Consider the following 26,169-nt stretch of genomic DNA (forward strand, 5'->3'; position numbering starts at 1 on the left):
GGCAAAGCCATGAATAGGTGGACCCAAACTCCCGATGCAGAGGCCGAGGATATACTGGATCACGCAAGCGATTTCCGCTTGTTTCTGGCGGCGGCGCATCATCCGGAGGCACCCGATGAGACCTGGTGGTCGGTGCTGATAGAGCTTGCCGATGTCTCTATCGAAACCTTCGAAGCCGCGGTCGGCGCATTTTCCGCAGACCTGCTGATCCCTGTGGCATACGATCCAACGGACCGCGCCCGGGTTTTCGCGCGACAACCGGTGGCCATCTATGCCCGCCAGCCCCTGATCAAGGCGTTGAACAAGCGATCAAATCGCTTCCATGTCGTTGCGCTGCAGCTTGGTGCGATCACGGCTGAGAAATACCTCGATCCTGCGGCCCTTGCCACGGATCTGGAGGCGCTTTTTGTCCCGGAGGATACGGTGGTGATGGCCGTGGTCGACGATGGTATCGCGATTGCTCATGACCTGCTGCGCAAGGGCCCCGAGCAAAGCCGGGTCGAGCATGCCACTGTTTTTGAGGCACAGCCGGTTGCCGGGGGGCACTGTTCGGTCGGGCGCGCCTTCGGGCGGGCCGAGATTGACGAGGTGCTGGCCCGGTCCACCTTCAATGACGTGCTGGATGAGGATGTTTTTTATCAGCAAACGACGGTGGTGGACTGGGCCGCCCGAACGGTGTCGCCGGTTGCCCGCCAGGCCTCTCACGGGACTTTGGTTGCCGGGGTCGCCGCGGGACATCCCATGCGGGCGGGGTGTCGCAATCGTCCGGTGATCTGCGCGGCGCTGCCTGCGCGGTTGGTGGAGGACACCACGGGCGTCGACTCGCTGCCGACGCTCTACCTGGCCTTTCACATCCTGCTCAAGCAGGCGCGCCGTTTCCGGCTGCCAAACGGACAGTGCGCGCCGGTGATCTTCAATTTTTCCTTTGGGAATTCCGGCGGTCCCCATGACGGGACGGGACTGTTCTCTGCCTTGTTCGAACATTACTTCGGGCCAGAGGGGGCGCTGGCGCCGGATCAGCAGAAGGCCTGGCTGACGCTGCCGGCCGGCAATATAAACCTGGCCCGGCTGCATGCGGTCGCACGGGGCAGGCGGGCGACGACACTGTCCCTGTCGGTGCAACCCGACGACCGCACGCCATCCATGGTCCAGATGTGGATGCCCACCGATGATACCGAGAGCCGCCCGGGGTTGGTGGGAGTCCAAGTCACGGCGCCCACAGGTCAGAGCGGGGCAATCACGTCGAAACCGGGCCAGAGCATGTCTCTGGTGGATGATCAGGGGGCCGAGATCGCGCGTCTGGCCTGTCAGTACGAGGCAGGAGCGACGCAACGCGCGCTTGTGACGCTCTCGGTCAGCCCGACCGCCCATCTGGCGGGGCGCGCCCCATTGGCACCGGCCGGCAACTGGACAATCAAGATTTCTTCGTCGGATATGATCCCGGACGAAGAGGTGCATGTCTGGATCCGCAGAGATGAAACACTGCCGGGGACACGCTCCGGCGGGCGACAGGCCTGGTTCAGCAATTCCGATTATGAGCGCTTTGATCCCTTCGGCCGGCCGCTTGCTGTTGATCCACCAGGGACCGATTGCCCGATCCGGCGGTCGGGATCGTTGAGCGGTTTTGCATGTGGTGCCTCTCCACTGGTGGTCGCGGCGTTTTCCGAACGCGAAGCGCGCGTGTCCGGCTATTCAGCGGCCGGCCCGTTGACACCCCGGGTGCCGGGTTCCGCCCCGGCCCGCTCCGGCCCCGACCTCGCCGCATTGGGCGATGACAGCTACCTTATGCGCGGTGTCAGAGGGGCGGGATCGCGAAGCGGATCCTCCGCCCGCATGTCCGGCACCAGCGTTGCCGCCCCCCGGGTCGCGCGCTACGCAGCGGATATGATCGGTGAATGGGAGGCGGGGGCCGCAGATTGGAGCCGCTGGGCCGTCAAGCGGGCGCCGTTTTACCTGGAGGGGGGCGATGATCCGCCACGCTCCGGGGCGGGAGGGGTGCGGATCGACGTCTAGCGGGTCAGTCCGCGGCACCGCATGGCGTGAAGTTGGCGACGCCGTGCCCCGGTCTGCGACGCCCCGGCCTGCGACAGGCTTTTGTCCGGGCTCGTGCGCAGGTTTGTGTCCGTGTCCGTGCCCCTGTGCGAAACCTGCGCTAGGGTCCGGCACCGGCGGCCGGTATGCGCGGCGGGGCAGGGCCGGTCGTTTCCCCCAGACGCAGCTCCACCCGAGCCTCCGAGATGGTCACCGGTTTGTCCGGCGCCTCGATGCGATGCAGAAGCATCCGCGCCAGTTCCCGCCCGAGCATCTGTGGTTCGACCGCAAGGGTGGTCAAAGGCGGGGTCGCAACCGCTGCGTCCTGAATGCCGTCAAAGCCGATGACTGACACCTCGCGGCCCGGGGTGCGGCCAGAGCGGATCAGCGCCAGACAGGCGCCGAGCGCAACCATGTCACCATTGCACACAATGGCCGTCACATCGGGGTGCTGCGACAGCAGGTCCTGCATGGCCTCCAGACCTGCGACTTTTCCGTCACCGCAGGGCCAGATCAGCGGATCCTCCAAGCCACGCCGCAGCATGGCACGACTGTAGCCGGCGATGCGGTCCTGCCGGACGGTGGTGTTCATGGTGCCGCCGAAATAGGCGATGCGGTGATGCCCCAGATCCGCCAGATGATCCGTTGCCTGCTCTGTGGCCTGGGCGTTGCGGACCCCAAGGTGATCAAAATCGGCCCGCCCCTGGCGCAGGAAAGTGACGGTCGGGATGCTGCGGGAGGCCAGCAGGTCGTAGGTCTCATCCGGTGTGTCCACCGCCGGAACCCACAGCAACCCGCCGCGTCCATGGCTGATGAAGGCCTGTACGTGACGGCCTTGGCGGTCGGCATCGTCCCGCGCGTCGAGGATCGATACGAGATAGCCCTCGTCCTCCAGCAAATCGAGAGCACCACTGACGACCTCTGCGTTGAACGGGTTCGAGAGCTGGTTGATGATAAAGCCGATCTCCCGGTTTTCTCCGGACCGCATCGCAGCGGCCCGATAGTCGGGAACGTATTGGAGCCGGCGTGCGGTCTCCAATACCTTTTGCCGTGTCTTTTCCGAAATCCTGCCGGTCCCGCGCAGTACCTGACTGACGGTTGGAACGGAGACACCTGCCGCGCGGGCGACAGTGCTGAGTGTAGGTTTTTCTGACACGTTCGGATGCAATCGGCTGGTGGTTGAACTTGGACAGGGATGCGGGATGCCCCGCCGGTCTTCAAGGAAAAACGAACCGTCAGTCCTCGGAAAATATGGGCCGAGACAGCGAGTCGGATATTTTTCGTTGACCTTGGTATATCGTTATATCACAGTTGATGACATCGCGGCGAGTCGCAAGTTCCCAAGAGAGGGAGAGGCTGCGTCCGACTAGGGAGGAAGTTATGAAATCATTGAATGCACTGGCCAGTGCAGTGGCCGCTGCTGCCTTTGTGGCATCGACGGCACCGCTGAGCGCTGATGTTTTGTTCTGGTCCACGCAGGCTCGCCCCGTCGAGGAGGCGCAGGCCATGCGCGAGCAGGTTCTGTCCGGTTTCGAGGGGGGCGTGGACTACCAGCCCAACGAGGACGGACCATGGCTCACCCGGCTGAACGCCGAGCTGGAGGCCGGATCCGGTTCCATCGACGTTCTGGGCGCGCTGCACGGAAATTTCTCGGCGATGAACCCGGATGCGCTGACCGATCTCGGGGATCTGGGTGTCGCGTCCAGCAGCGAGACCTTCAACGGGCTGGCCAAGCTTGGCACGGAGACTCTGCAATATGTGCCCTGGATGCAGGCGAGCTATATCATGGCGGCCAGCAAGGAGGCGCTGGAATATCTGCCGGAGGGCGCTGATATCAACGCCCTGACCTATGATCAGCTGATCGCATGGGCAAAGAATGTTCATGATGAAACCGGAGATGCCAAATTCGGTTTTCCCGCCGGTCCCAAGGGGCTGAAGCACCGCTTTTTCCAGGGCTACCTCTATCCGTCCTATACCAACGGCGTGGTGCGCACCTTTGCCTCGGACGAGGCCGTGGTGGCCTGGGAAAAATTCCGCGAATTGTGGCAGCACACCAACCCGGCCTCGACCAATTTCTCCTTTATGCAGGAACAGTTGCTGAACGGAGATGCCTGGATTGTGTTTGACCACACCTCCCGTCTGGCGCAGGCGTTCAACGAGCGGCCCGATGACTTTGTCGCCTTTCCCGCGCCTGCAGGTCCGACCGGACGCGGCTTCATGCCGGTTCTGGCCGGGCTCGCCATTCCGTCCACCGCGCCGGATCCGGAAGCGGCCAAGGCATTGGTTGCCTATATGCTGAAACCGGAAACGCAGATCGCGACCCTGCGGGCGACGAATTTCTTCCCGGTGGTGAATGTGGATCTGCCGGATGACCTGCCCCCCTCGGTCAAGGCGTCGGGTGCGGCGGTTGCCAAAATGAGCGCATCGCCGGATGCCAACCCCGGGCTGTTGCCTGCCGGGCTGGGAGACAAGGGCGGAGATTTCAACCGGGTTTTCGTCGACAGCTTTGAGCGCATCATTCTGGGCGGGCAGGATATCCGCCGTGTGCTGGATGATCAAAAGGGCAGGCTGGCCGCCATCATGGAAGAAACCGGTGCGCCATGCTGGGCCCCCGATGCCCCATCCGACGGAGCATGCCCGGTCGAATAATCGCGCACCCCGGCAACATTCGCCAAAACACCCCAGGTCCGGGCGCCTCATAGCCCTGTCGCCCGGACCGTTTGCCCGAAACTCCTTCTCCCACTCTCCGGGGCTCTGTGCCCTCAGACAGGAGCGCGCTGATGAACGCCCGATTGCTCCCCTATGTGCTGATCCTGCCGGTCACACTCTTTCTGTGTCTGTTCTTCCTCTATCCGTTCGTGCTGGTTGCGGCGCAGGCGTTTGGCGGCGCTGACGGCCTGTCGCTGGATAATTTCCGCGACGTGGTCAGCTATTGGAAGTTCCCGATTTCATTGAAGAATACCATGCTCCTGGCGGCGCTTGTGGTGCCCGTTCAACTGGCGCTCGCGCTATTGATGGCGACGATGGTGAACCGCATGAAGAAGGGCCGCGATCTTGTCCTCTATATCTGGACAATCCCGCTGGGTATTTCCGATCTGGCGGCGGGGATCATCTGGCTCGCGATTTTTGAGCAATCCGGCTTTCTCAATTCGATGATGACGGGACTTGGACTGGCGGACGGGCCGGTAAATTTCCTGTCCTATCAGAACCCGGGCATGGTGTTCCTCGCCATTGCCCTGGCCGAGATCTGGCGCGCGACGGCGATCATGCTGGTGATCCTGGTCGCGGGCATCGGCCTGATCCCCAAAGAATACTATGAGGCGGCCGAGGTCTTTGGCGCCTCTCCCTGGCAGCGGTTCCTGCGGGTCACATTGCCGATGCTGCGTCCGTCGCTGCAGACCGCCTTGATCCTGCGGGTCGTGCTGGCCTTCGAAGTCTTTGCCGTCGTCGCAGCCCTCGGCGGGACCGTGATGCCGGTGTTGATGGGCGAGATCTATGCCTATCAGTTTGACCTGCAGAACGGCGGCGCCGCAGCGGCCATGGCGTTGATCGTACTGGGGATTTCCATCGTCTTCACGGTTATCATCCTGCGCGTTCTGCGCGTCCCGAAAGGAGCAACGATATGAGCGATACCGCCGTGCTTCTGCCCGATCAGGGCCAGACCCGCAAAACCGGTCGCTGGCTCTATGCGGCCTCGGTGACGCTCCTGTGTGCCTGGGTGATCGTGCCGCTCTACTTCCTGCTGATCAACACGCTGTCGGCGCCAGAGACGGTGAACAGCTTTCCGAAATCCTTCGTACCGGAATTCGACCTTGGCAGTCTGACCTTCTTTGCGGGGTTTCAGGGCATGCTGACGGCGCTGAAGAACTCCATCGTGGTGGCATTCCTGACAATGGTGATGTCGATCCTGATCGGGGCGCCCGCCGGATATGCGCTGTCGCGGTTCGAGTTCCGCGGAAAGGAGGCGTTCCGGCTGCTGATCCTGCTGACACGTGCGTTCCCGCTGCCGTTGCTGGCGCTGCCGCTGGCGGTCATGTTCATTCGCACCGGGTTGGATGACACGGCCTTCGGGCTGGCGCTGGTCCATACGACATTGGCCATTCCCTTTGCCGTCCTGATCACGTTCTCGCTGTTTTCCGGCATTCCGGTGGAATTGGAGGAGGCCGCATGGACGCTCGGCTGCACGCGGCTGACGGCATTCACCAAAGTGGTCCTGCCGCTGATCCTTCCGGGCATCACGGCAAGCGCAATCTTTGCCTTTGTGATCTCCTGGAACGAGGTCTTTGCCGCCGCCGTTCTGACCATCGAGAACCGGACCCTGACCGCGTTTTTGCTGCAGACTCTGGGCGAAGCGCCGCTGCATCTGAAATTTGCGGGCGGGTTTATCCTCGTGGTGCCGGCGCTGATCTTCATCTTTGCAGTACGCAAATACCTGTTTGCCATGTGGGGCATCGCGAACCGCTAGGGCACGCGACAGACGATAAGGACACTAAAATGGCTGAAATTCAGATCCGGAATGTCGCCAAATGCTTTGGCAGCTACCAGGCGCTCCATGACATCAACCTCACCATTGCCGACCAGGAATTCATGGTGCTGCTCGGGGCCTCGGGCTGCGGCAAATCCACCTTGTTGCGCATTATCGCAGGTCTTGAAACCCAGACCACCGGCGAGGTCTGGATCGGCGGGCGGCGCATCGATCATCTGCCGCCCAAGGATCGTGGCATCGCGATGGTGTTTCAGAACTACGCGGTCTTTCCGCATCTGACGGTGTTTGAAAACATCGGCTTTGGCTTGCGAATGCAGAAAATGCGCAATGACGAGGTGACACGACGGGTCACCCGCACGGCAGAGCTGATGCATATTGAACAGTTGCTGACGCGGTATTCCGGCGAATTGTCCGGAGGCCAGCGCCAGCGCGTCGCAGTGGCGCGCGCCCTCGCGATGGAGCCGGATGTGATCCTGATGGATGAGCCGCTGTCAAACCTCGACGCATTGCTGCGGCTGGAGATGCGGGCGGAGCTGAAAGGCGTTCTGGCCGAGAGCAATACCACCGCAATCTATGTCACCCATGATCAGGTCGAAGCGATGAGCCTCGCGGATCGGATTTCGGTCATGCATCAGGGCCGCATTGTTCAGGCGGCCTCACCGGTTGAGGTCTACCGCGATCCGGCGGAACGGTTCGTGGCGGGTTTCATCGGCAATCCGCCGATGAATTTCCTGCCTGCCCGCAACACCGGAGCGGGGCGCTGGGCAGTGGCAAATCAGGTCTTTGATGGCCCCGATGTCCCGGCCACAGCGTTGGAGTTTGCAATCCGCCCGGAGGATGTCCGCCCCGCGGATGAGGGGTTGGAGGCGCGGGTCCGCCTGGTGGAGCCGCTCGGGGCGCATTTGCTTTTGACCTGCGATGTGGGCGGCGCCATGTTCCGCGCCATTCTGGACAGCGATATGACCGTGCGCGCCGGAGATGAGCTGAAGCTGGCGGCAATGCCGGACCGCATCCGCTGGTTTGATCCTGACACGTCTCTTTCCATCGCCTGAAGTCTTCTGGAGAACACACGATGAGCCACCCGCTTTATGACGGGGCGGTCGAGATCCTTGCCCGCAATGATCTCGGTCACTACACGGTGCCTACCCACGGGCTCTACCCGTTTCAATGGAACTGGGACAGTGCCCTATCCGCGCTCGGGCAATCCTATGTGAATGAATCCCGGGCCTGGACCGAGATCGAAACCCTGTTCGATCACCAATGGCCGGACGGCATGGTGCCGCACATCATCTTTCACAAGGAAGACGAAGGCTATTTTCCCGGCCCCTCGGTCTGGGGCACAGAGCGGCCCGTGCCCACCTCCGGCATCAGTCAGCCGGCGGTGACCGGATTTGCCGTGCGCAAGCTGTTCGAGCGGGCAAAAGACCTGCCATCGGCACGCGCGCGGGCAAAGGCGTTGTTGCCAAAGATCCAGGCCTGGCACGATTGGTTCTTTGCGACCCGGGACCCCGAGGAAACGGGGTTGGTTGCGATCATTCATCCCTGGGAGTCGGGACGGGACAATTCAGCTGACTGGAACGCGGCGCTGTCGCGGGTGCCGACCGAGGGAGTGGGCGATTTCCAGCGTCGCGATATCCAGCACGCCGCCGCTGCGCATAGGCCCACAACAGAGCAGTACCAGCGCTACATCTGGCTGGTGAAACACTTCCGCGCGCAGGGGTGGGACACGGCGAAACTGCATGATGCCTCGCCGTTTCGGGTGGTGGACCCGGGCTTCAACGCCATTTTGCTGCGCTCCTGCGCCGATCTGGCCTGGCTGGCAGAGCAGCTGGACGAGCCTGCGATTGGGGCACGGGCCAAAACGCAGTCCGACAAGGGGCTGGCGGCGATGGAACATCTGTGGAGCGACAGGCATCAGCAATACCTCTGTTATGACCGCGCCATCGGCGCGCCGGTGGACTGCCTGACCGTGGGCGGCCTGCTGCCTGTGTTCACCGCCATCGCGCCGGACAGATCGGCACGGATTGCGGCCCGGCTGGAGGATCTGGCCCGGCGCACAACCTATATGATCCCGAGCCATGACCCTCATGCACCCGAATATGACGGCGAGAGATACTGGCTCGGCCCGGCCTGGCTGATCGTGAACTACATGATTGCGGACGGGCTGAACCGCGATGGTCACACAGAGATCGCGGCCCGCATCGTCGGCGACTCGATGAAGCTGATTGTCGAAAGCGGCTTCTCGGAATATTACGACCCCATGACCGGTGCCCCTTGCGGTGGTCCGCATTTTACCTGGACCGCGGCGATGGTGATCGAGTTTCTCAAGCAAACGGGAGGGGTGGAATGAAACGCTCGCGCATCAACGAGATCATGGCAAACGCGGATGAGATGATCAGGAGTTACGGCTTCGTCCTGCCACCCTTTGCCTCCTGGTCGCCAGAGACCTTCGTGGCCCGCAAAGACGCGGCGCGTCATTTGATCGACGCCCGCTGTGGCTGGGACATCACCGACTATGGCGCCGGAAAATTTGACGAGATGGGGCTGTTTCTCTTCACGCTGCGCAATGGCCGCCTGGCGGATCTGCAGAACGGCCGTGGCATGTGTTACGCGGAAAAGCTGCTGATTTCCCGGCAGGATCAGCTGAGCCCGATGCACACCCATGTGATCAAGGCCGAGGACATCATCAACCGCGGCGGCGCGACCCTTGTGATCGAGCTCTTCGGGTCCGACGATCAGGGCCGGTTCGCCGCCGATCGTGGTGGCTCGGTCTGGTGTGACGGCATCCGGCGCGACTATGCGCCCGGCGAAAAGCTGGCTCTGGCGCCCGGCGAAAGCGTGACCTTGATGCCTGGCGACTGGCATGCCTTCTGGGGCGAGGGCGGGGACGTCCTGATCGGCGAGGTCTCCACGGTCAATGACGACGAGACCGACAATCTGTTCCGCGAACCGATCGGTCGCTTTGCCGAGATCGAAGAAGACGTCGCCCCGACCCATCTTCTGGTGAGCGATTATGCCCGTTGGCTGGTTTGATCCCGGCAGGTAATCGCTGCGGGTCGCCGGTCTTTCTTTTTTCTGCCGGATGGCTTGCCAAAATCTCTGCGCCTGTCACAAGAAAGCCTGTGGTCGGATCCTTTGCGACCTGACGGAAAATGCGTGACAGAGGCGCCTGTCCGGCCGCGACCTGCGGGGCGGCGGTGGCTCTTGTCGACAGGAGAGGATGAATGATGAAACTGAGCGATTTCAAGGCGCTGACCTTCGACGTCTATGGTACGCTGATCGATTGGGAAAGTGGCATGATTGCCGGGCTGAAGCCGTTGACCGACAAGGTCAGCCGCAGTTTGACCCGCGACGACATCCTTGAGGCGCATGCATATTACGAGTCCACCACCCAGAAATGGACACCGGCCAAGAAGTACTATGAACTGTTGCCTGTCGTCTATCGCCGCATGGCCGAGGAATGGGGGGTCGAGGTCACCTGGGAGGACTGCGTGGCCTACGGTCTTTCGGTGCGCCAATGGCCCGCCTTTGACGACAGCCGCGAGGCCCTGGCCTATCTTCAGCAGCATTTCAAGCTGATCGTGCTGACAAACACCGACAACCTGTCGTTTTCCGGCTCCAATGCCCGGCTGGGCGTGACCTTTGACGGTGTCTATACGGCCGAGGATATCGGCAGCTATAAACCGGCGGATCGCAATTTTGACTATATGCTGGACACACTGGCCCGCCGCGGTATCGGGAAACAGGACATCCTGCACACGGCCGAGAGCATGTTTCACGATCACGCCCCGGCCAACAGGCATGGGCTTGCCAATTGCTGGATCTACCGGCGTCATGACAAGGACGGATTTGGCGCCACGATGAACCCGGGTGACCTGCCGACCTATGATTTCCGGTTCAATAGCATGATGGACATGGTCAGAGCTCATCAGGCCGAGTTGGCCGGGTAAACGGTCCAGTCAGACCAGTCAGCTCAGCCGGCTTGGTCAGACTGATCGGCCCAGCCGCCAAAGCGCTCTTTTGACCGCCTCCCACTTGACCGCCGCCCACTGGGGGGCGGTTTTTTCACAGGCCGGACGATACATGAATGCGGCTCGGAGGGCAGGTAGGGGGTTGCTCGAAACAAACAATTCCAATATTCGTGAAATATGGAAAACATACTCACAGATCGACTCGCCGTTCTCAGCCACCCGCAGCGCATTGCGGTGTTCCGGCTGCTCATGCGGCGCTGTCCGGATGAGCTGCCGGCGGGCGAAATCGCGGATGTTCTGGGCCTGAAGGCAAGCACCGCATCGGCCTATCTGGCCGCGCTGACGCGGGCGGATCTGATTGCCCAGCGGCGGGACGGCGCGCGGTTGCTCTATGCGATCAATCTGCAGGCGGCCCGCGACGTTGTGGCCGGTCTCTTTGTGGATTGTTGTCGTGGCCGACCGGATCTTTGTCCGCCACATTTTTCTGACCTCATCAGGAGCGTGTCCCCTATGCGCGATACCAAATTCAACGTTCTCTTTGTCTGTACCGGCAATTCGGCCCGTTCCATTTTTGCCGAGACCCTGTTGCGCGACCTCGGCGGGGATCGGTTCACGGCCTATTCGGCGGGCACCGCGCACCGGTCTGAACTGAACCCCTATGCGGTCGAGATGCTCAAGTCGAAGAAGCACGATGTTGCGCCGCTTAGGTCGAAAAACGTATCTGAATTTCAAGGCGTTGACGCGCCCCGGATGGATTTTGTCTTCACCGTCTGCGACCGCGCCGCAAATGAGGAATGTCCTGTGTGGCCGGGGCAGCCGATCTCCGGCCATTGGGGCATGCCGGACCCGGTCAAGGCAGAGGGCACGGAGGCGCAAAAGAGGCTGGCGTTCCAGCAGACATACGGCGCCTTGCGCAATCGGATCAGCGCCTTCACATCGCTGCCGTTTGAGACTCTGGACCGGGAGTCGTTGCAAAAACATGTGGATGAAATCGGCAGACGCGAACAGGAACAGGTATAACCGACCATGACAACCTATGCTCTCAACGGGCTTGGCCGCATGGGCAAACTCGCCCTGCGCCCCTTGATCGAACGTGGCGCAAAGATCGCTTTTGTGAACGATGCGACAGGCGATCCCGCGATGCACGCGCATCTGCTGGAATTTGATTCCGTCCACGGGCGCTGGCCTGCGGAATTTGCGTCGGACGACGAAGGGATTTCGATCGACGGCACCCGCATTCCCGTGACCTGCAGCCGCGATATCGGCGCGCTGCCTCTCGAAGGCGTTGATGTCGTTATCGATTGCACCGGAGCCTTCAAGACCGAAGCCAAGCTCGCCCCGTATTTCGAGGCGGGCGTGAAAAAGGTCGTCGTTTCGGCGCCGGTCAAGGACGGGCCGACTGCGAACATCGTCTACGGCATCAACAACGATGCCTACAACCCGGAGGCACATCGGATCATCACGGCCGCCAGCTGCACCACCAATTGTCTGGCGCCGGTGGTCAAGGTCCTGTTGGAGGGGATCGGCATCAAGCACGGCTCGATCACGACAATCCACGATGTCACCAACACCCAGACCATAGTGGACCGCCCGGCCAAGGACATGCGGCGCGCGCGATCCGCGCTGACCAACCTGATCCCGACCACGACCGGCTCTGCCACGGCGATCACGCTGATCTACCCCGAGCTGGCGGGCAAGCTGAATGGCCACGCGGTGCGGGTGCCTTTGCTGAACGCCTCGATCACCGATTGCGTGTTCGAAATGTCCCGTGAGACGACAGCTGACGAGGTCAATGCTTTGTTCAAAGCCGCAGCTGACGGCCCTTTGAGCGGGATCCTCGGGTATGAGACCCGGCCGCTGGTGTCGTCGGATTACACCAATGACCCGCGCAGCAGTATCATTGATGCGCCCTCGACGATGGTGGTGAACGGCACGCAGGTCAAAATTTATGCGTGGTATGACAATGAGTTCGGTTATGCGCATCGCCTTGTCGATGTGGCGCTGATGGTGGGTGGAACCCTGTGACACGTCCTGCTGGCTTTGCCGCCTATCTGACCGTGACGGCCGCATATTGGGCCTTCATGCTGACCGACGGGGCGCTCCGGATGCTGGTTCTGCTGCATTTCCACACGCTGGGCTTTTCGCCGGTGCAGCTGGCCTATCTGTTTGTGCTCTATGAAATCGCAGGCGTCGTCACCAACCTCTCTGCGGGGTGGATTGCGGCGCGCTTTGGTCTGACGGCCACGCTCTATGCCGGACTGTCGCTGCAGGTTGTGGCCCTGCTGGCTCTGGCCCGGCTCGATCCGGAATGGAGCATCGCGGCCTCTGTCACCTTTGTCATGCTGGTGCAGGGCCTGTCGGGCGTGGCCAAGGATCTGGCCAAGATGAGCTCCAAGAGCGCGGTCAAGATCCTTGCGCCTGACGATGGCGGGGGGTTGTTTCGCTGGGTCGCGGTGCTGACCGGTTCGAAGAATGCAGTCAAAGGCGCCGGGTTCCTGTTGGGCGCGGCGCTGCTGGCGGTGTGTGGATTTGTGCCGTCGGTCCTGGCGATGGCCGCGATCCTGTTCGTGATCCTCGCAGGCGTCGTGGTTGGCATGCCCTCGGGCCTGCCCATCGGTCGCAAAGATGCCAGGTTCTCCGAGGTCTTCTCCAAGAATCGCAATGTGAACTGGCTCAGCGGCGCCCGGTTGTTCCTGTTCGGAGCCCGCGACGTCTGGTTCGTGGTCGGCATTCCGATCTATTTCTACGCTGTGCTGTCGGACGGCAGCCACGAGGGAAATCGCGCAGCCTTTTTTGTGATCGGAACCTTCATGGCGGTCTGGACCATCCTGTATGGTGTGGTGCAGGGCAGCGCGCCGCGTATTCTGCGCGCGTCGATGCTGACAGATGCGGAGATCCTGACGCGCGCAAAGCGCTGGGCGGCGATGCTGGCCGTAGTGCCCGCAGCCTTGGCCAGCCTCGTGTGGTTGTCGCCAGAGCCGTCGCCGGTCTTGACGGTGACGATCATCGGCGGGCTGCTGGCGTTCGGCGGAATCTTTGCCGTCAATTCCTCCCTGCATTCCTTTCTGATCCTCAGCTTTACCGATGCCAGACGGGTCACGATGGATGTCGGGTTCTACTACATGTCCAACGCGGCCGGGCGGCTTTTGGGCACGGTCCTGTCAGGGCTCACCTATCAGCTTGGCGGGCTCGCGCTGTGTCTCGGTACTGCGGCTGTTATGATCGTGTTGAGTTCGGCCGCTACCACGCAGCTTCGAACATCTGAAAACCACGGAGTTCCCGCATGAGTATTTTCGAACGTTACCTCTCGATCTGGGTCGCATTGGCCATGGCGGGCGGCATCCTGCTGGGCAATATCGCGCCCGGATTGGTCAATGCGGTCGCCGCCGCAGAGGTGGCCAGTGTCAATCTGGTGGTCGCGGTGCTGATCTGGGCGATGGTCTATCCGATGATGGTGGGCGTCGATCCCCGCTCCCTGACCAAAGTCGCCAGACAGCCGCAGGGCCTGTTGATCACCCTGGTGGTGAACTGGCTCGTCAAACCCTTCACCATGGCGGCGCTGGCGGTCCTGTTCTTCCAATATGTCTTTGCCCCCTGGATCCCGGCCGAGGACGCGCTTCAGTATATCGCGGGCCTGATCCTGCTGGGGGCTGCGCCCTGCACCGCGATGGTTTTTGTCTGGTCGCAACTGACCCGCGGCGATGCGGCCTATACGCTATTGCAGGTCTCGGTGAACGATCTGATCATGGTTGTCGCCTTTGCGCCGATTGTGGCTCTGTTATTGGGGGTTACGGATATCACGGTGCCCTGGTCCACCCTGATCCTGTCGGTGCTTCTGTTCATCGCGCTGCCATTGGTGGCGGGGATGATCACCCGCAGTCGCCTCGGTGCGGAGGCGGCGATTGAGCGGTTTCAGGCCCGGGTCAAACCCTATTCCGTTGTCGGGCTGATCGTGACGGTGATGATCCTGTTCGGCCTGCAGGGGCAGGTCATCGTCTCGCGGCCGCTGATCATTCTGCTGATTGCGGTGCCGATCATCGTCCAAAGCTACAGTATTTTCGCAGTCGCCTATGCGGCGGCATTTGCATTGAAGGTGCCGCACCGCATCGCAGCGCCCTGCGCCCTGATCGGGACGTCGAATTTCTTTGAACTTGCCGTTGCGGTCGCCATCAGCCTGTTTGGCCTGAATTCCGGCGCGGCGCTGGCGACTGTGGTTGGCGTGCTGGTCGAGGTCCCGGTGATGCTGACGCTGGTGGCCTTTGCAAACCGGACCCGGGCCCGCTTTGCCGACTAGGCAGGGCGGGAGGTGGCCACGGCCGGCGCTCCTGCGGTTGGCGCGCGCAGGACCCCGTATTGCGCATAGCCGCGATAGAGCTGCCCATGCTGCGCCGTGCCGCCCACAGTGTCTGCCAGCCGTTCCAGCGCAGGGCCCAGGTCAAGGCGCGGTGAGACGTGGAATTTCTCCAGCCAGCGCCCAAGCGCCGAACCGAACCAATCAGGCCAGCCCGCCTGGTCTGAAAAATCCACGATATGCAACTCGCCCCCCGGCGCCAGATGCCCGCAGGCCACCTGCAGGGCGGTCTCCCAGTCCGGGATCATTGAAATCCCGTATGAAATAAAGATCCGGTCGAACTGCGCCCGCTGGAACAGCTGACGGGCGTCAAATCCGCAGGCATCGGCCTGCGCCAGCTGTGCCCGCCCTGCCAGTTTCGTGCGCGCTGAAATCAGCATCTCGGAGGAAATGTCGAGGCCGTAAAAGGCGGCCTGCGGGTATTTTTTGGCGGCGACCTGCAGGTTGCGCCCGGTGCCGCAGGCGATTTCGAGGATATGCGATCCCTGTTGCGGGTTCAGGTCCGCAATCAGGCGGTCCCGGCCGAACAGATAGTATTTGCGGGTCAGATCATAGAACAGGCGCTGGTGGCGGTAGGTCCGGTCCATCAGCTCGGCATGGGGAGGGGTGGCGGAATGTGGCATCGGTTCGGACCCTGCTTCTAACCCTGAAAACGATAAAGATGGAAAGCGCCGTAAATCGCCGAACGGTCCTGCGCCGTCCCCTCGGCCGAGGCGTCGCTGTCATAGCTCCAGCGGTCGAGGATCCGAGGCACCACCCGCCCCGGCAGAATGTCGTGGGTGCCGCCGGTGCGAAAGATGACTCGTGCCCCCGGCGCAGCTGTCCGTGTTATTTCGCGCCACAGCTCGTTCAGCTGCGTGTCGTTCATCCAGTCCTGCGCATCCAGCAGGACATACCCCTGTTTGCAGCCCTCGGGCTGGTCCGCAAGCAGCTCGGTCAGGGAGCGGTTCACGATGTGCCCTCTGGAGGCGTTTTCGCGCAAGGCCGCGTAGGCGTCCGGCTGCAGATAGGGGGGCAGAGATCCGTCGGGCGCAGGGTCATAGCCCCGGGCAAAGGCCTGCCAGGCGAAGTAGTTGTCGCGGATCGGAAAATCGCACATCAGCTTTCGAACACGCTCGCGCAGGACGGGCAGGACATCGCCATCCCCGTCGGCGGCCAGTTTGTCATATTGCGCGGGCGGGATACCAAGCCCGAACAATGCGGCGCGAAACCCTGCCAGCTTGCGCACCAGCCACATGTCAAACAACGGCGCAATCCGCGCGTTGAAAAACGCCGTTTGCTCGTCGATCGAGCGGGCGATCAGAAGGGGGGAAAAATCAACCCTGCCCAGACGCGCGATCAGATGAACAACGCCCAGAAAACGGCCCAGCAGCCCATGCCGGTAAAAGCCACGCCCAAATACTGAGATCCTGCGGCGGAAGGGCTGGCGTGCGTCCCAATAGGCACGGGTCGTGGCGTCGAGGTCCGGCCGCAGGTATCGCTCATAGAGCGCCACATTGCTGGCCATATCTGCCCGCGCAAAGAACTGGTAGAAGGCCACATAGTCTGGCAAGGCGCGGGCCGCAGTCAGTTTGAGCCGCCCCAGCGCCACATGGGCAGGCGACAGATCAACCGCCGTCACCGACGCGGGACCTGCCGTCAGATAGGACATCAGGTTGCAGCTGCCGGAGGCGATGCAGATCAGATTGTCCCCGGGCGCGATGTTCAGGGCTTTCATGTCCACCACCGGATCCTCCCAGATCTGCGGATAGACCAGCCCCATGAACAGCCGCGCAAACAGGCGCTCCAGTCGTCCGGTTGTGACATCGCCGTCCTGCAGAACAGCAGCATCCAGTTGGGCTTGGGTGGAAATGCTCATCGCGCTGGCTTCCTTCATACGTTTTCGCTGTGTTTGTCTTTGCGGCGTGCCAGTCGTTTGCGGCGTGCGTGGCGTCCGATGTGTCGGCTGTGTCCAGGGCGTGCGGTGCGACCCGTGCGACCGGAGCGACCGGGGCGTCGGGCAGAGCGTTCCCAGTCAATCAGGGCCAGACTGCCGTCCGCCAATTCGACGACCGCCGTGCAGCTTTCCACCCAGTCGCCTGTGTTGACGTAGGAAACGCCATCCAGATCCCGAATGGCCGCGCTGTGGATATGACCACAGATCACCCCGTCGTATCCGCCCCGCCGTGCCTCGGCGGTCAGGACGTTCTCATATTCGCTGATGAAGTTGACGGCTTGTTTGACCTGATGCTTGGCCCATTTCGACAGCGACCAATATTGCCCGCCCCAGAGGTGGCGCATCCGGTTGATGCGGGTGTTGAGCCACAGAATGAAGCTGTAGGCGCGGTCTCCGAGATGGGCGAGCCATTTGGCATGCACCACCACGGAATCGAACTGATCGCCATGGGTCACCAGATAGCGCTTGCCGTTCCGGAGCCGCCGCTCCAGGCGGTAGGGCGGGGTAGCCTCAAGCGCCACCTTCGCCTTAAACTCGGCGCAGTAGTTCTTTCGTTTGCCAGCCACGCTGTTCTTCCTCGTGATCGTTGGCGGCAAGCTTAGTAGGGTGTCCAGTTGTCGGGGACCATCTCAGAAATCGGATCAGTGAAGCGTCCCCGCCGCCTCCAACACCTGTCCCCTCTCCAGCATCCTGATCACGTGACGCAAGTTCAGCTGGTCGGTGCGGCTGGCGATTTCCAGAGCCTCGGCCAGGGCGTCAACAGAGGGCTGGCTTAGTCCGCGTTTGTGACCCTCACGACGGGCAAACTCGCTCAAGTGGGCAGATGAGACCTGCGAGAGGCGAAGAACCTCAAGGCGGCTGAGAAACGGCGCTGACAAAGTGGCCAGGGAGTTGGAGGTCAGGACCCAACTGATCCAGGACATGTCGAAGTTGATCTGAAAATATGGGCACTTCCAGGTGGCTGCCGAAGATCGCTCCAGAAGGGGGAGCAACCCTTCCTGCAATCCGTAGGTCTGTCCGGTCGTGGAAGTCGGTTTGCCCGCCTTCTCTATTTCGTCGATCACGATAATAGGGTTCGCGCAGAGGCTTTGGAGGATGGTTTGGATGGGACGCCCCGGGAAGGTGGTCCCCCAACCTTTTTGCGACCCATTGATCACGAAGGACGCCTGCTCCGCCGTTCTCTCGATCGCGCCACGCGGCACGCCCAGATGTCGACCAAGCTGGCGGGACCACATGCTCTTGCCGATCCCCGGAGGCCCGTCGAGGAGGACGGGTGGCAGGCGGAACCCGGGCTCGCCGACGTGAACGGAGCGACGCATCGCCTTCCAGAGGAAGTCGGTCGCGGGCGTCATCCAGGGCATATCCGCGTGTATCGCGGCGGCGATCTCGTCGGCGCGATGTTCGGTTTTGATCTCGACAAGATCCACCCCGTTCCGGAGCACCCCCAACTTGCGCTTGTCGTCACTGGAGAAATGGCTGGTCCCAGACAAAGCGGCTCGGCGCTGCACAAGGTACTGCGCCCTGCGAAGGATCTTGTTTCGGTCATTGCTGGAAATCCGCACCTCGCTCAAATCACCTTCCCAACGGAGGGCGTCCGCGAAGTCTCCCGGTGCCTGTGGCGTCACCCCGTCACGCAGGGCTCTGAGCTTTCGAAGGTGTCCCTCGAAGCGGCGCTTGATACCCATCTCGTCAAGGCCTCCGTCGGGAAAGCGGGCATCGATGAACTTGATCTTGGTCATTTTTGATTTTCCGAATGTAGTACGCGAAGTTCCGCGAAGACCGAACTCTCGCGCGTCTGGATCTCACGGAGCCGACGACTGGTCGCACTCCGGTCATCCCGTCGTTGGAATGTCTGTTGAACTACAGAAACACGGGTTTGCGGCTGGGTGAGGCCGCCACCTTGGTCCAATCAATGCCGTCGAAAAGCGCGTCGAACTGAACTTTGGTCAATGTAACGGGGCCGGTTTGGGGCTTTGGCCAGGTGAACCGCTTGCCCTGTAGCCGTTTCATGATCAGGACGAGACCGGAGCCATCCCAGACAAGGATCTTCAGACGATCAGCGCGCCGGGACCGAAACACGTAAATCGCGCCGGAATAGGGATCGAGCTGGAAACTGTTCGCGACACACGCGGCGAGCCCATCCAATCCTTTTCTGAAATCTACGGGCTGCGAAGCCAGATAAATTCTGAAATTGCTGGCTGGAGAAATCATTGCGCCGCCCTCACGGCCCGCAAAATCTCCACAAGATGAACGGCGGGATAGCCTTGGGGTATCTCGATCGTTGCAGAGCCGACGCTGATCTTGCAGGAGGCGTCATTCTCCCGCGAGGCAGCGACGGGCATCGATGGCTGGGGTGTCGGCAAGGTCCTAGGAGTGACGACTTCGACAAAAGCGGGCCCATCCGCTTGCGGCTCTGCCTTCTTGACCCAGAGCGCCACCAGAGATTTGTTGGCGCCGATCTCCTCGGCCGTCTCCCGGATACCGGCCCCCGCCAGGATTTTCTGCACGGCCATCGAGCGCAGTTCATCAGGCCATTTACGCCGCCCGGACGAGGACATGGGGAGCCTGATCCCCCAAACCTTCGCCTCTTCCGGAGCCATTCCATCCAGCATTGCCACCTCCTTGCATCAGGTGGCGTCAGTATCGCAAACCCCTTATTTTATCGAAACATGGGGTGTTTACACCGCTTACGAACTATTGGGTTGTTCTGGCGCGTGCAGTTCATGAAGTTAAAGAGAAACAGAGCGCTCTCAATGTTGATCACGACACCGCTGCGGCGCTTCTCATGCAAGAAGATTTGCTAGATCCTGAAGCAACAGCCGTGAGAGTGCGAGCCGACTTAGATCAGGACTTGAAAGACTCTCCCGAACTTGCGGGCTGGTCCTGAAATTAGCAAGTAGAGCACGTTTGATCGGGTGTGGGGTGTAGGCCAATTGGCCCACACCCAATAGACCTCTTCACTGAATTCATGAAGCATTTTTGGGGGCGCAAGGTGCCGACTTGGTGCAAAAGTTACGGCACCCCACTAATGGTATCAAACCAGCTGAAATTTTAACCCCATAACGCACTGAGATTATGTGACAAAAATCTCAACAGGTATCAAACTGAATGAAACCCGTCAGCCAGGGCGATGGCTACGGGACACATGGTCCCGCATCACCGCATCCCGGGGGCGCGACCTGCGGCGTTTCTAGTCCCGTGCGACCCAGGCGCCCGCGTTGCCGGAACTCTCCAAGCATGAGGTGATGAACCACATCCCGTCAAGGCCCGCTTCGATCCCCGGGAGCGGCGGCGTCGGGGATGTGCCCGAAATCAGGTCGGCGGCTTCGGAATAGAGCGTGGCAAAGCCTTCCAGATACCCCTCGGGGTGGCCCGCTGGAATGCGGGTGCCCTCGGTCGCTTCGCCCTGCCCGCGGGTCAACAGGCGCGGGGCCTCGCCAAACCGCGTGAACCACATCCGGTTCGGGTCTTCCTGCGACCACTCCAGACCGCCTTTGGCGCCGTAGATGCGCAGCCGCAGGCCGTTTTCATTGCCCACCGCGACCTGGCTGGCCCAGATCATGCCACGGGCCCCCTCTGACAGGCGCAACAGGATATGCGCATTGTCATCGACGCTGCGGCCCTCGACAAAACTGTGCAGCTCCGCCGATAGCGCCTCGGCCCGCAAGCCGCTGACAAAGGACAGGAGGTTGAACGCATGGGTGCCGATATCGCCGATTGCCCCGGCCCCGGCACGGGCTGGATCGGTGCGCCAATCCGCCTGTTTCGATTGCGTTTCTTCGGCCAGCCAGTCCTGGGCATATTCCGCCTGGATCACCCGCACCGCGCCGAGATCGCCACGAGCGACCATCTTTCGGGCGAGGCGGATCAGCGGGTAGCCGGTATAGTTGTGGGTCAGAATGAAATGCGCCGCCGACCGGTTGGCGGCCGCTGCCAACTCCTGCGCCTGCTCCTGTGTCGCCGCGAGGGGCTTGTCGCAGATCACGTGAATGCCCGCGTCGAGAAAGGCAATCGCGGGGGCGGCATGAAGGTGGTTTGGCGTCACAATGGCCACCGCGTCGACCCCGTCCGGCCGATCCGCCTCAGCCTGCGCCATATCCGCAAAGGAGGTATAGCTCCGGTCCGCCGCAATCCCGAGCTCCGCTGCCGATGCCATGGCCCGGTCGGGGTCGGAGGACAACGCCCCGGCCACCAGATCCCATTTCCCGTCCAGCCGGGCGGCGATCCGGTGGACGCCGCCGATAAACGCCCCCTGACCGCCGCCGACCATGCCAAGTTTCAGTCGTGTCATAGGCCCAGCATCCTCTTCAATGTTGTCTCATCGCGCGCGCCTCCGGCAAAATCGTCAAACGCCTTGCCGGTTACGTCGATCAGGTGCCCTGCGATGAAGGGCGCGCCTTCTGCTGCGCCCTGCTCGGGCGATTTGATGCAGCATTCCCACTCCAGCACCGCCCAGCTGTCATAGCCATATTGCGTGAGTTTCGAGAAGATTGCCCCGAAATCCACCTGTCCGTCCCCGAGCGAGCGAAACCGCCCGGCCCGGTTGGTCCAGCTTTGATAGCCGGAGTAAACGCCCTGCCGGCCATCCGGGTTGAACTCCGCATCCTTCACGTGAAAGGCGTTGATGCGGTCGTGATAGAGATCAATGAAGGCCAGGTAATCCATCTGCTGCAGCAGGAAATGGCTGGGATCGTAATTGATCATCGCGGCCTGATGCCCGTCCAGCGCCTCCAGGAACATCTCCCAGGTGGCGCCATCGAACACGTCCTCGCCCGGGTGAATTTCAAAACCGATATCCTGCCCGAGGTCCGCATAGTGATCGAGGATGGGTTTCCAGCGCCGGGCCAGCTCGGAAAAGGCTTCTTCGATCAGGCCGTCGGGCCGTTGTGGCCAGGGGTAGAGATAGGGAAAGGCGAGCGATCCGGTAAAGCTGACCGTATGCGACAGCCCCAGCCGCTGCGAGGCGGTTGCGGCCTTTTTGACCTGATCCACGGCCCAGGCCTGCCGGGCGGCGGGATTGCCACGCATCGCCTCTGGCGCAAAGGCGTCAAAGGCCAGATCGTAGGCGGGATTGACCGCCACCAATTGCCCTTGAAGATGGGTGGAAAGCTCGGTGATCTCGACACCGGCCTCGGTGCAGATCCCCTTGATCTCATCGCAATAGGTCTGGCTGTCGGCAGCTTTGTCCAGATCGAACAGGCGGCCGTCAAAGGTCGGGATCTGAACCCCCTTGTAGCCCAGGTTCGCCGCCCATTTGCAGATCCCCTCAAGCGAATTGAACGGCGCGCTGTCGCCCGCGAACTGGGCCAGGAACAAGGCGGGTCCTTTGATTGGTGCAGTCATCTTTGTTCTCCATATCCTGGGAGGCGCCCGGACAGGCGCGCCCTGCGTCAGGGTGCCGTTGCGGGCCTGTGTTCGTTGTGCAGATGGGGCACAGGCGGGTCGGTCAGGCGGGGTCAGTCTGGTGGGTCCGGTCAGGCCAGAAGCCGACGCGCGTCTTCTATCCCAAGCGCGGTCGGCCGCTCGCAGCTTGTTTCGATCTCCACAAACTGGCCGGTCTCGCCCGAGGCAAGGATCGAGGTCATCACGTCCACAACATGCAACGCGAACTCAAGCGCGCAGCGGTGCGGGCGGTCGTTGATGATCGACTGTGCCATATCGGCAAGGCCCGCTGCCCGGTAATTGGCCCGCCCGTCCTCGTTGGTGCGCCCGAACGGATGATCCCAGGCCGGGGTGCCGTTTGTGAAACTGCTCTTCTCCGTCATCCGCACCTCGCCGCCGAAAAAGTTCGGATCCGGCACATGCAACGTACCCGAGGTGCCGTAGAGCTCCATGTTGGAATGGCCGTGCTGCCAGACATCCCAACTGGCGCAATAGGTGATCTGGGCGCCCGAGTGGAATTGCATCACCGCGTGGATGGTGGTCGGTGTCTCGACTTTCAGCGTCTCGCCCGCGCGCGGCTCTGAGGTGATGGTGCGATACTCCCACGCAGAGGAGGACATGGCGCAGACGCGTTTGACAGGTCCCAGCAATTGCACGAGGTTGGACAGGTAATAGGGGCCGAGATCCAGGATCGGGCCGCCGCCGGGCTGAAAGAAGAAATCCGGGTTCGGATGCCACATTTCCATGCCGGGGCTTTGCACGAAACAAGTGCCGGAGGTGATCCGCCCCACGGCTTCGCTGTCGACGAGATGCCGTGCAAGCTGATGCGCTCCGCCCAGAAACGTATCCGGAGCAGAGCCGACGCGCAGCGATTTTTCGGCCGCGATACGGGCCAGTTCCGCCCCCTCTTCGCGGCTCAGTACAAATGGCTTTTCGGAGTAGACATGCTTGCCTGCCTCCAGAATTTGCCGCGAGACTTTGAAGTGCGCTGCCGGAATGGTCAGGTTGACGACAATATCGATGTCATCCGCAGCCAGCAGCCCGTCGATCGTGTCCGCCCGCAGGCCGAACTCCGTGGCGCGGGCATGGGCGGCTTCGGCTGCCAGATCCGCACAGGCGCGCATTTCAATGCCCGAAAACATCGGGGCAAGGCGCATGTAGGCGGCGGAAATATTGCCGCAGCCAATGACACCGATTCCGAGTGGTTTGCTCATGATAGGCCTCGTCAGAAGGAGTTGAAGGTTGCAATGGAGCGGCGCGCGAACCGGTCTGTGTCAGAGGGTTTGTCGTGCTCCATCACAAACAGGGACACCCCCGCATCGCGAAGGGCTGCGGTCAGCCCGGGCCAGTCCATGGTGCCGTGACCGACATCGGCCCAGCCATCCTCGTCGACGCAGTCGCCGTCGGGGGCGATGTCCTTGACATGGGCGGCGGTGATCCGGTCCTTGTAGCGGTCGATCCATTCCATCGGGTCGGCACCGCCGCGCAGGATCCAGGCCACATCCATTTCCCATTCGATTGAGGGGGCCGTGTCGAGGATCACCTGCATCGGAATCTCGCCGCCGGGCAGGGGGTTGAATTCCCAATGGTGGTTGTGCCAGCCAAACCGCAGGCCTGCGTCCTGAACCCGCTTTGCCGCAGCCTCCAGCCGGTGGGCGAGGTCCGACCAGGCGGCAAGGTCCGCCCCGTCACGCAGCGCATCCTCGGGGGCCGGGCAGAACAGCTGCTTGATGCCCAGCGTCTGTGCCATCGCGAGGGTATCGGCGAGATTGTCTTCGAACTGAGCGATGGGAAAGAAATGTCCCGACGGCATGCTCAGCCCGTTGTCGTCCATCAGGCGGCGGGTTTCGTCCGGGTCCTCATAGACCCCGGCGAAGCCTTCGACCTGCGTGTAGCCAAGCTTGCCCAAAAGTTCGAATGTATCGGCCCATGAACTGTGATTGCGGGCGGAATAGAGTTGAAATGAAACATCCATAATTCTGATCCTGTTGTTTGGGGTATGATCCCGTGGCCGGTCAGAGGCGGGCCTCGGTTGTTTTGTCGAAAACATTGCAGCGACCGGGGTTGAAGCCGATGGGCAGGGGGTCGCCCTCGCGCACCTCCGTGCGCCCGTCCATACGCACCCAAAAGCTCTGGTCTGCGACCATCACCCGCACCAGCGTGTCGGAGCCGAGGGGCTCCACCAGCCGCACGGTCGCGTCGAGCTGGATCGCCCGGCTGGCGGCCTCTGCGCCGGACGCAATATGTTCCGGGCGAATGCCGAGCCAACCCTCGCCGCCGCGAACCGGCGCGTCAAAGGCATAGCCATCCAGCGAAAACACGCCGCTGGGGCAGGTGAAGCGGACGGTTCCATCCGCCTCGGTCGAGAGCGCGCCGGCCAGGAAGTTCATCGATGGCGAGCCGATGAAATCCGCCACATATTTGCAGTTCGGGCGGTTGTAGATCTCCTTGGGGGAGGCCAGCTGCAGGATCTGCCCGCCCCGCATGATCGCGATCCGGTCCGCCAGCGTCATCGCTTCGATCTGATCGTGGGTGACATAGATCATCGTGTTGCGCAGGGTCTGGTGCAATTCCTTGATTTCGGCGCGCAGATCGGTGCGCAGCTTGGCATCCAGGTTCGACAGCGGCTCGTCAAAGAGAAACACATCGACGTCCCGCACCAGTGCCCGGCCGATGGCAACCCGCTGGCGCTGGCCCCCGGACAGGGCGGCGGGTTTGCGTTTCAACAGCGGCTCTATCTGCAGGATGCGCGCCGCCTTTGCCACGCGTTCGGCCACCTCCGTCTTTGAAAAGCCCGCGTTCTTCAGGCCGAAACTCAGGTTGCCTTCGACGGTCATCTGCGGATAGAGCGCATAGCTCTGGAACACCATGCCGATGCCGCGCCTGGAGGGCTCCTCCCAGGTGACATTGTTGCCCTGAATGAAGATCTGCCCGTCCGACACGTCCAGCAGCCCGGCGATACAGTTCAAAAGCGTCGACTTGCCACAGCCGGAGGAGCCGAGGAGGACGAGAAACTCTCCCTGTCCCACATCCAGATTGAGGGCGTTGATGACTTCCACGGCGCCAAAGCTCAGGTGGAGGTCCTTGATTGAAATACTCGGGTCCATATGCGTTGTCCTCAGCCTTTGACCGCGCCGGCGGCAATGCCCCGCACGAAGAGTTTTCCGGAGATGAAATAGATCGCCAGCGGCACCAGCCCGGTCAGCAGCGTCGCCGCCATGTTGACGTTGTATTCTTTGACGCCCTGCACCGAATTGACGATATTGTTCAGCTGCACCGTCATCGGATAGAGGTCGGGCTTTGTGTAGATCACGCCGAACAGGAAATCGTTCCAGATGCCGGTGACCTGCAGGATCATCGCCACCACAAAGATCGGCAAAGACATCGGCAGCATGATCTGGAAATAGATCCGCCAGAAGCCTGCGCCATCCACGCGCGCGGCCTTGAACAGCTCTTCCGGCAGCGAGGTGAAATAGTTCCGGAACAAGAGCGTCAGGATCGGCATGCCAAAGACGGAGTGCACGATCACCAACCCGGTCAGAGAGCCATAGAGCCCCATTTCCCGCAGCAGGATCACGATCGGGTAGAGCATCACCTGGTAGGGAATGAAGGCGCCGAAGATCAGGATGGTGAAGAACACATCCGCCCCCCGGAAGCGCCAGTTGGCCAGCGCATAGCCGTTGACGCTGGCAATCGCGATGGAGACCACCACCGAGGGCACGGTGATCCGGACCGAATTCCAGAACCCCCGCGAGAGGCCATCGCAGTTGAGGCCCGTGCAGGCCTCGGACCAGGCCTTCACCCAGGGCTCAAAGGTGATCTCCACCGGCGGGGCAAAAATGTTGCCCATGCGGATTTCCGGCATGCCCTTCAGCGATGTCATCACCATCACCCACAGCGGCAGCAGGTAGTAGAGGGAGACCACGATCAGGCTGCCGTAGATCATGATATTGTTGCGGCTCAGGACCTTGCGCGGTTTGGGGCCGCGCGGCCCGCTCAGGGTTGAGGTCAT

25 protein-coding genes are annotated in these 26,169 nt (G+C 61.8%); 12 read left to right on the forward strand and 13 right to left on the reverse strand.

All coding sequences use genetic code 11. From position 1 onward, the window contains the following. The first annotated feature begins 9 nt into the window (after nt 1–9). Nucleotides 10–2,013, forward strand: a complete 2,004-nt coding sequence (locus FGE21_RS09580) for a S8 family serine peptidase (protein ID WP_139663068.1) — start codon at nt 10–12, stop codon at nt 2,011–2,013. Between the two features lie 139 nt (nt 2,014–2,152). Here the strand turns inward: FGE21_RS09580 and FGE21_RS09585 are convergent, their stop codons facing one another. Next, nucleotides 2,153–3,187: a LacI family DNA-binding transcriptional regulator gene (locus tag FGE21_RS09585; protein ID WP_139663069.1), complete on the reverse strand. Its 1,035-nt coding sequence runs from the start codon at nt 3,185–3,187 to the stop codon at nt 2,153–2,155. 224 nt (nt 3,188–3,411) lie between these two features. Here FGE21_RS09585 and FGE21_RS09590 point away from each other — a divergent pair, with 224 nt between their 5' ends. The 11 genes from FGE21_RS09590 to arsB all read left to right on the forward strand — a co-directional run bounded on the left by FGE21_RS09590 (nt 3,412) and on the right by arsB (nt 14,782). Next, a complete protein-coding gene (locus tag FGE21_RS09590) occupies nt 3,412–4,680 on the forward strand; it encodes an ABC transporter substrate-binding protein (RefSeq protein WP_139663070.1) in 1,269 nt (422 codons plus the stop codon). Between the two features lie 131 nt (nt 4,681–4,811). Next, a complete protein-coding gene (locus FGE21_RS09595; protein WP_139663071.1) occupies nt 4,812–5,657 on the forward strand; it encodes a carbohydrate ABC transporter permease in 846 nt (281 codons plus the stop codon). Next, complete coding sequence (locus FGE21_RS09600) at nt 5,654–6,496, forward strand: carbohydrate ABC transporter permease (protein ID WP_139663072.1); 843 nt, start codon at nt 5,654–5,656, stop codon at nt 6,494–6,496. The genes FGE21_RS09595 and FGE21_RS09600 overlap by 4 nt, the downstream gene beginning before the upstream one ends. A 29-nt stretch (nt 6,497–6,525) precedes the next feature. Further along, nucleotides 6,526–7,569 carry an ABC transporter ATP-binding protein gene (locus FGE21_RS09605; protein WP_139663073.1) on the forward strand — a complete coding sequence of 348 codons (1,044 nt, stop codon included), beginning with the start codon at nt 6,526–6,528 and terminating at the stop codon, nt 7,567–7,569. A 20-nt stretch (nt 7,570–7,589) separates the two neighbouring features. After that, on the forward strand, nt 7,590–8,867 hold the full coding sequence (locus tag FGE21_RS09610) for a trehalase family glycosidase (RefSeq protein ID WP_139663074.1): 1,278 nt from the start codon (nt 7,590–7,592) through the stop codon (nt 8,865–8,867). Further along, nucleotides 8,864–9,550, forward strand: a complete 687-nt coding sequence (locus tag FGE21_RS09615) for a D-lyxose/D-mannose family sugar isomerase (protein WP_139663075.1) — start codon at nt 8,864–8,866, stop codon at nt 9,548–9,550. Before FGE21_RS09610 ends, FGE21_RS09615 begins: the two co-directional genes overlap by 4 nt. A 191-nt stretch (nt 9,551–9,741) precedes the next feature. Then, nucleotides 9,742–10,467 carry a haloacid dehalogenase type II gene (locus tag FGE21_RS09620; RefSeq protein WP_218062772.1) on the forward strand — a complete coding sequence of 242 codons (726 nt, stop codon included), beginning with the start codon at nt 9,742–9,744 and terminating at the stop codon, nt 10,465–10,467. Between the two features lie 198 nt (nt 10,468–10,665). Then, entirely contained in the window at nt 10,666–11,508 is an 843-nt protein-coding gene (locus tag FGE21_RS09625) for a helix-turn-helix domain-containing protein (protein WP_139663076.1), read from the forward strand. A gap of 6 nt (nt 11,509–11,514) precedes the next feature. Then, the gene (locus tag FGE21_RS09630) at nt 11,515–12,513 is read left to right on the forward strand and encodes an ArsJ-associated glyceraldehyde-3-phosphate dehydrogenase (RefSeq protein WP_139663077.1); all 999 of its coding nucleotides are present in this window, start codon (nt 11,515–11,517) and stop codon (nt 12,511–12,513) included. Continuing rightward, nucleotides 12,510–13,775 (forward strand): organoarsenical effux MFS transporter ArsJ, encoded by a 1,266-nt coding sequence (arsJ, locus tag FGE21_RS09635; protein ID WP_139663078.1) that lies wholly within the window; start codon nt 12,510–12,512, stop codon nt 13,773–13,775. Before FGE21_RS09630 ends, arsJ begins: the two co-directional genes overlap by 4 nt. Further along, on the forward strand, nt 13,772–14,782 hold the full coding sequence (gene arsB, locus FGE21_RS09640) for an ACR3 family arsenite efflux transporter (protein ID WP_139663079.1): 1,011 nt from the start codon (nt 13,772–13,774) through the stop codon (nt 14,780–14,782). Before arsJ ends, arsB begins: the two co-directional genes overlap by 4 nt. Here arsB and FGE21_RS09645 read toward each other — a convergent pair. The 12 genes from FGE21_RS09645 to FGE21_RS09700 all read right to left on the reverse strand — a co-directional run bounded on the left by FGE21_RS09645 (nt 14,779) and on the right by FGE21_RS09700 (nt 26,169). Further along, nucleotides 14,779–15,462, reverse strand: coding sequence for a class I SAM-dependent methyltransferase (locus tag FGE21_RS09645; RefSeq protein WP_139663080.1), 684 nt, complete (start codon nt 15,460–15,462; stop codon nt 14,779–14,781). The two genes, arsB and FGE21_RS09645, sit on opposite strands and share 4 nt — an antisense overlap. A 17-nt stretch (nt 15,463–15,479) precedes the next feature. Further along, entirely contained in the window at nt 15,480–16,697 is a 1,218-nt protein-coding gene (locus FGE21_RS09650) for a DUF3419 family protein (RefSeq protein ID WP_139663081.1), read from the reverse strand. Nucleotides 16,698–16,711: 14 nt separating this feature from the next. Further along, nucleotides 16,712–17,341: a UDP-2,3-diacylglucosamine diphosphatase gene (locus FGE21_RS09655; protein ID WP_176695405.1), complete on the reverse strand. Its 630-nt coding sequence runs from the start codon at nt 17,339–17,341 to the stop codon at nt 16,712–16,714. A 75-nt stretch (nt 17,342–17,416) separates the two neighbouring features. Next, the gene (locus tag FGE21_RS09660; protein WP_139663082.1) at nt 17,417–18,514 is read right to left on the reverse strand and encodes an AAA family ATPase; all 1,098 of its coding nucleotides are present in this window, start codon (nt 18,512–18,514) and stop codon (nt 17,417–17,419) included. Between the two features lie 121 nt (nt 18,515–18,635). Next, nucleotides 18,636–18,986, reverse strand: a complete 351-nt coding sequence (gene tnpB / locus FGE21_RS09665; RefSeq protein WP_139663083.1) for an IS66 family insertion sequence element accessory protein TnpB — start codon at nt 18,984–18,986, stop codon at nt 18,636–18,638. Continuing rightward, nucleotides 18,983–19,387, reverse strand: coding sequence for a transposase (locus tag FGE21_RS09670; protein ID WP_139663084.1), 405 nt, complete (start codon nt 19,385–19,387; stop codon nt 18,983–18,985). Before FGE21_RS09670 ends, tnpB begins: the two co-directional genes overlap by 4 nt. 578 nt (nt 19,388–19,965) lie before the next feature. Next, nucleotides 19,966–21,066: a Gfo/Idh/MocA family protein gene (locus tag FGE21_RS09675; RefSeq protein ID WP_255731476.1), complete on the reverse strand. Its 1,101-nt coding sequence runs from the start codon at nt 21,064–21,066 to the stop codon at nt 19,966–19,968. Next, nucleotides 21,063–22,118 (reverse strand): sugar phosphate isomerase/epimerase, encoded by a 1,056-nt coding sequence (locus FGE21_RS09680; RefSeq protein WP_139663085.1) that lies wholly within the window; start codon nt 22,116–22,118, stop codon nt 21,063–21,065. Before FGE21_RS09680 ends, FGE21_RS09675 begins: the two co-directional genes overlap by 4 nt. Before the next feature lie 131 nt (nt 22,119–22,249). Continuing rightward, entirely contained in the window at nt 22,250–23,371 is a 1,122-nt protein-coding gene (locus FGE21_RS09685; protein ID WP_139663086.1) for a Gfo/Idh/MocA family protein, read from the reverse strand. 11 nt (nt 23,372–23,382) lie between these two features. Further along, nucleotides 23,383–24,132: a sugar phosphate isomerase/epimerase gene (locus FGE21_RS09690; protein WP_139663087.1), complete on the reverse strand. Its 750-nt coding sequence runs from the start codon at nt 24,130–24,132 to the stop codon at nt 23,383–23,385. 40 nt (nt 24,133–24,172) lie between these two features. Continuing rightward, nucleotides 24,173–25,264, reverse strand: coding sequence for an ABC transporter ATP-binding protein (locus tag FGE21_RS09695; protein WP_139663088.1), 1,092 nt, complete (start codon nt 25,262–25,264; stop codon nt 24,173–24,175). A gap of 11 nt (nt 25,265–25,275) precedes the next feature. Beyond that, nucleotides 25,276–26,169: a carbohydrate ABC transporter permease gene (locus FGE21_RS09700; RefSeq protein WP_139663131.1), complete on the reverse strand. Its 894-nt coding sequence runs from the start codon at nt 26,167–26,169 to the stop codon at nt 25,276–25,278.

This window comes from Phaeobacter sp. B1627 (genome assembly GCF_006265095.1).
Classification (GTDB): Bacteria; Pseudomonadota; Alphaproteobacteria; order Rhodobacterales; family Rhodobacteraceae; genus Epibacterium.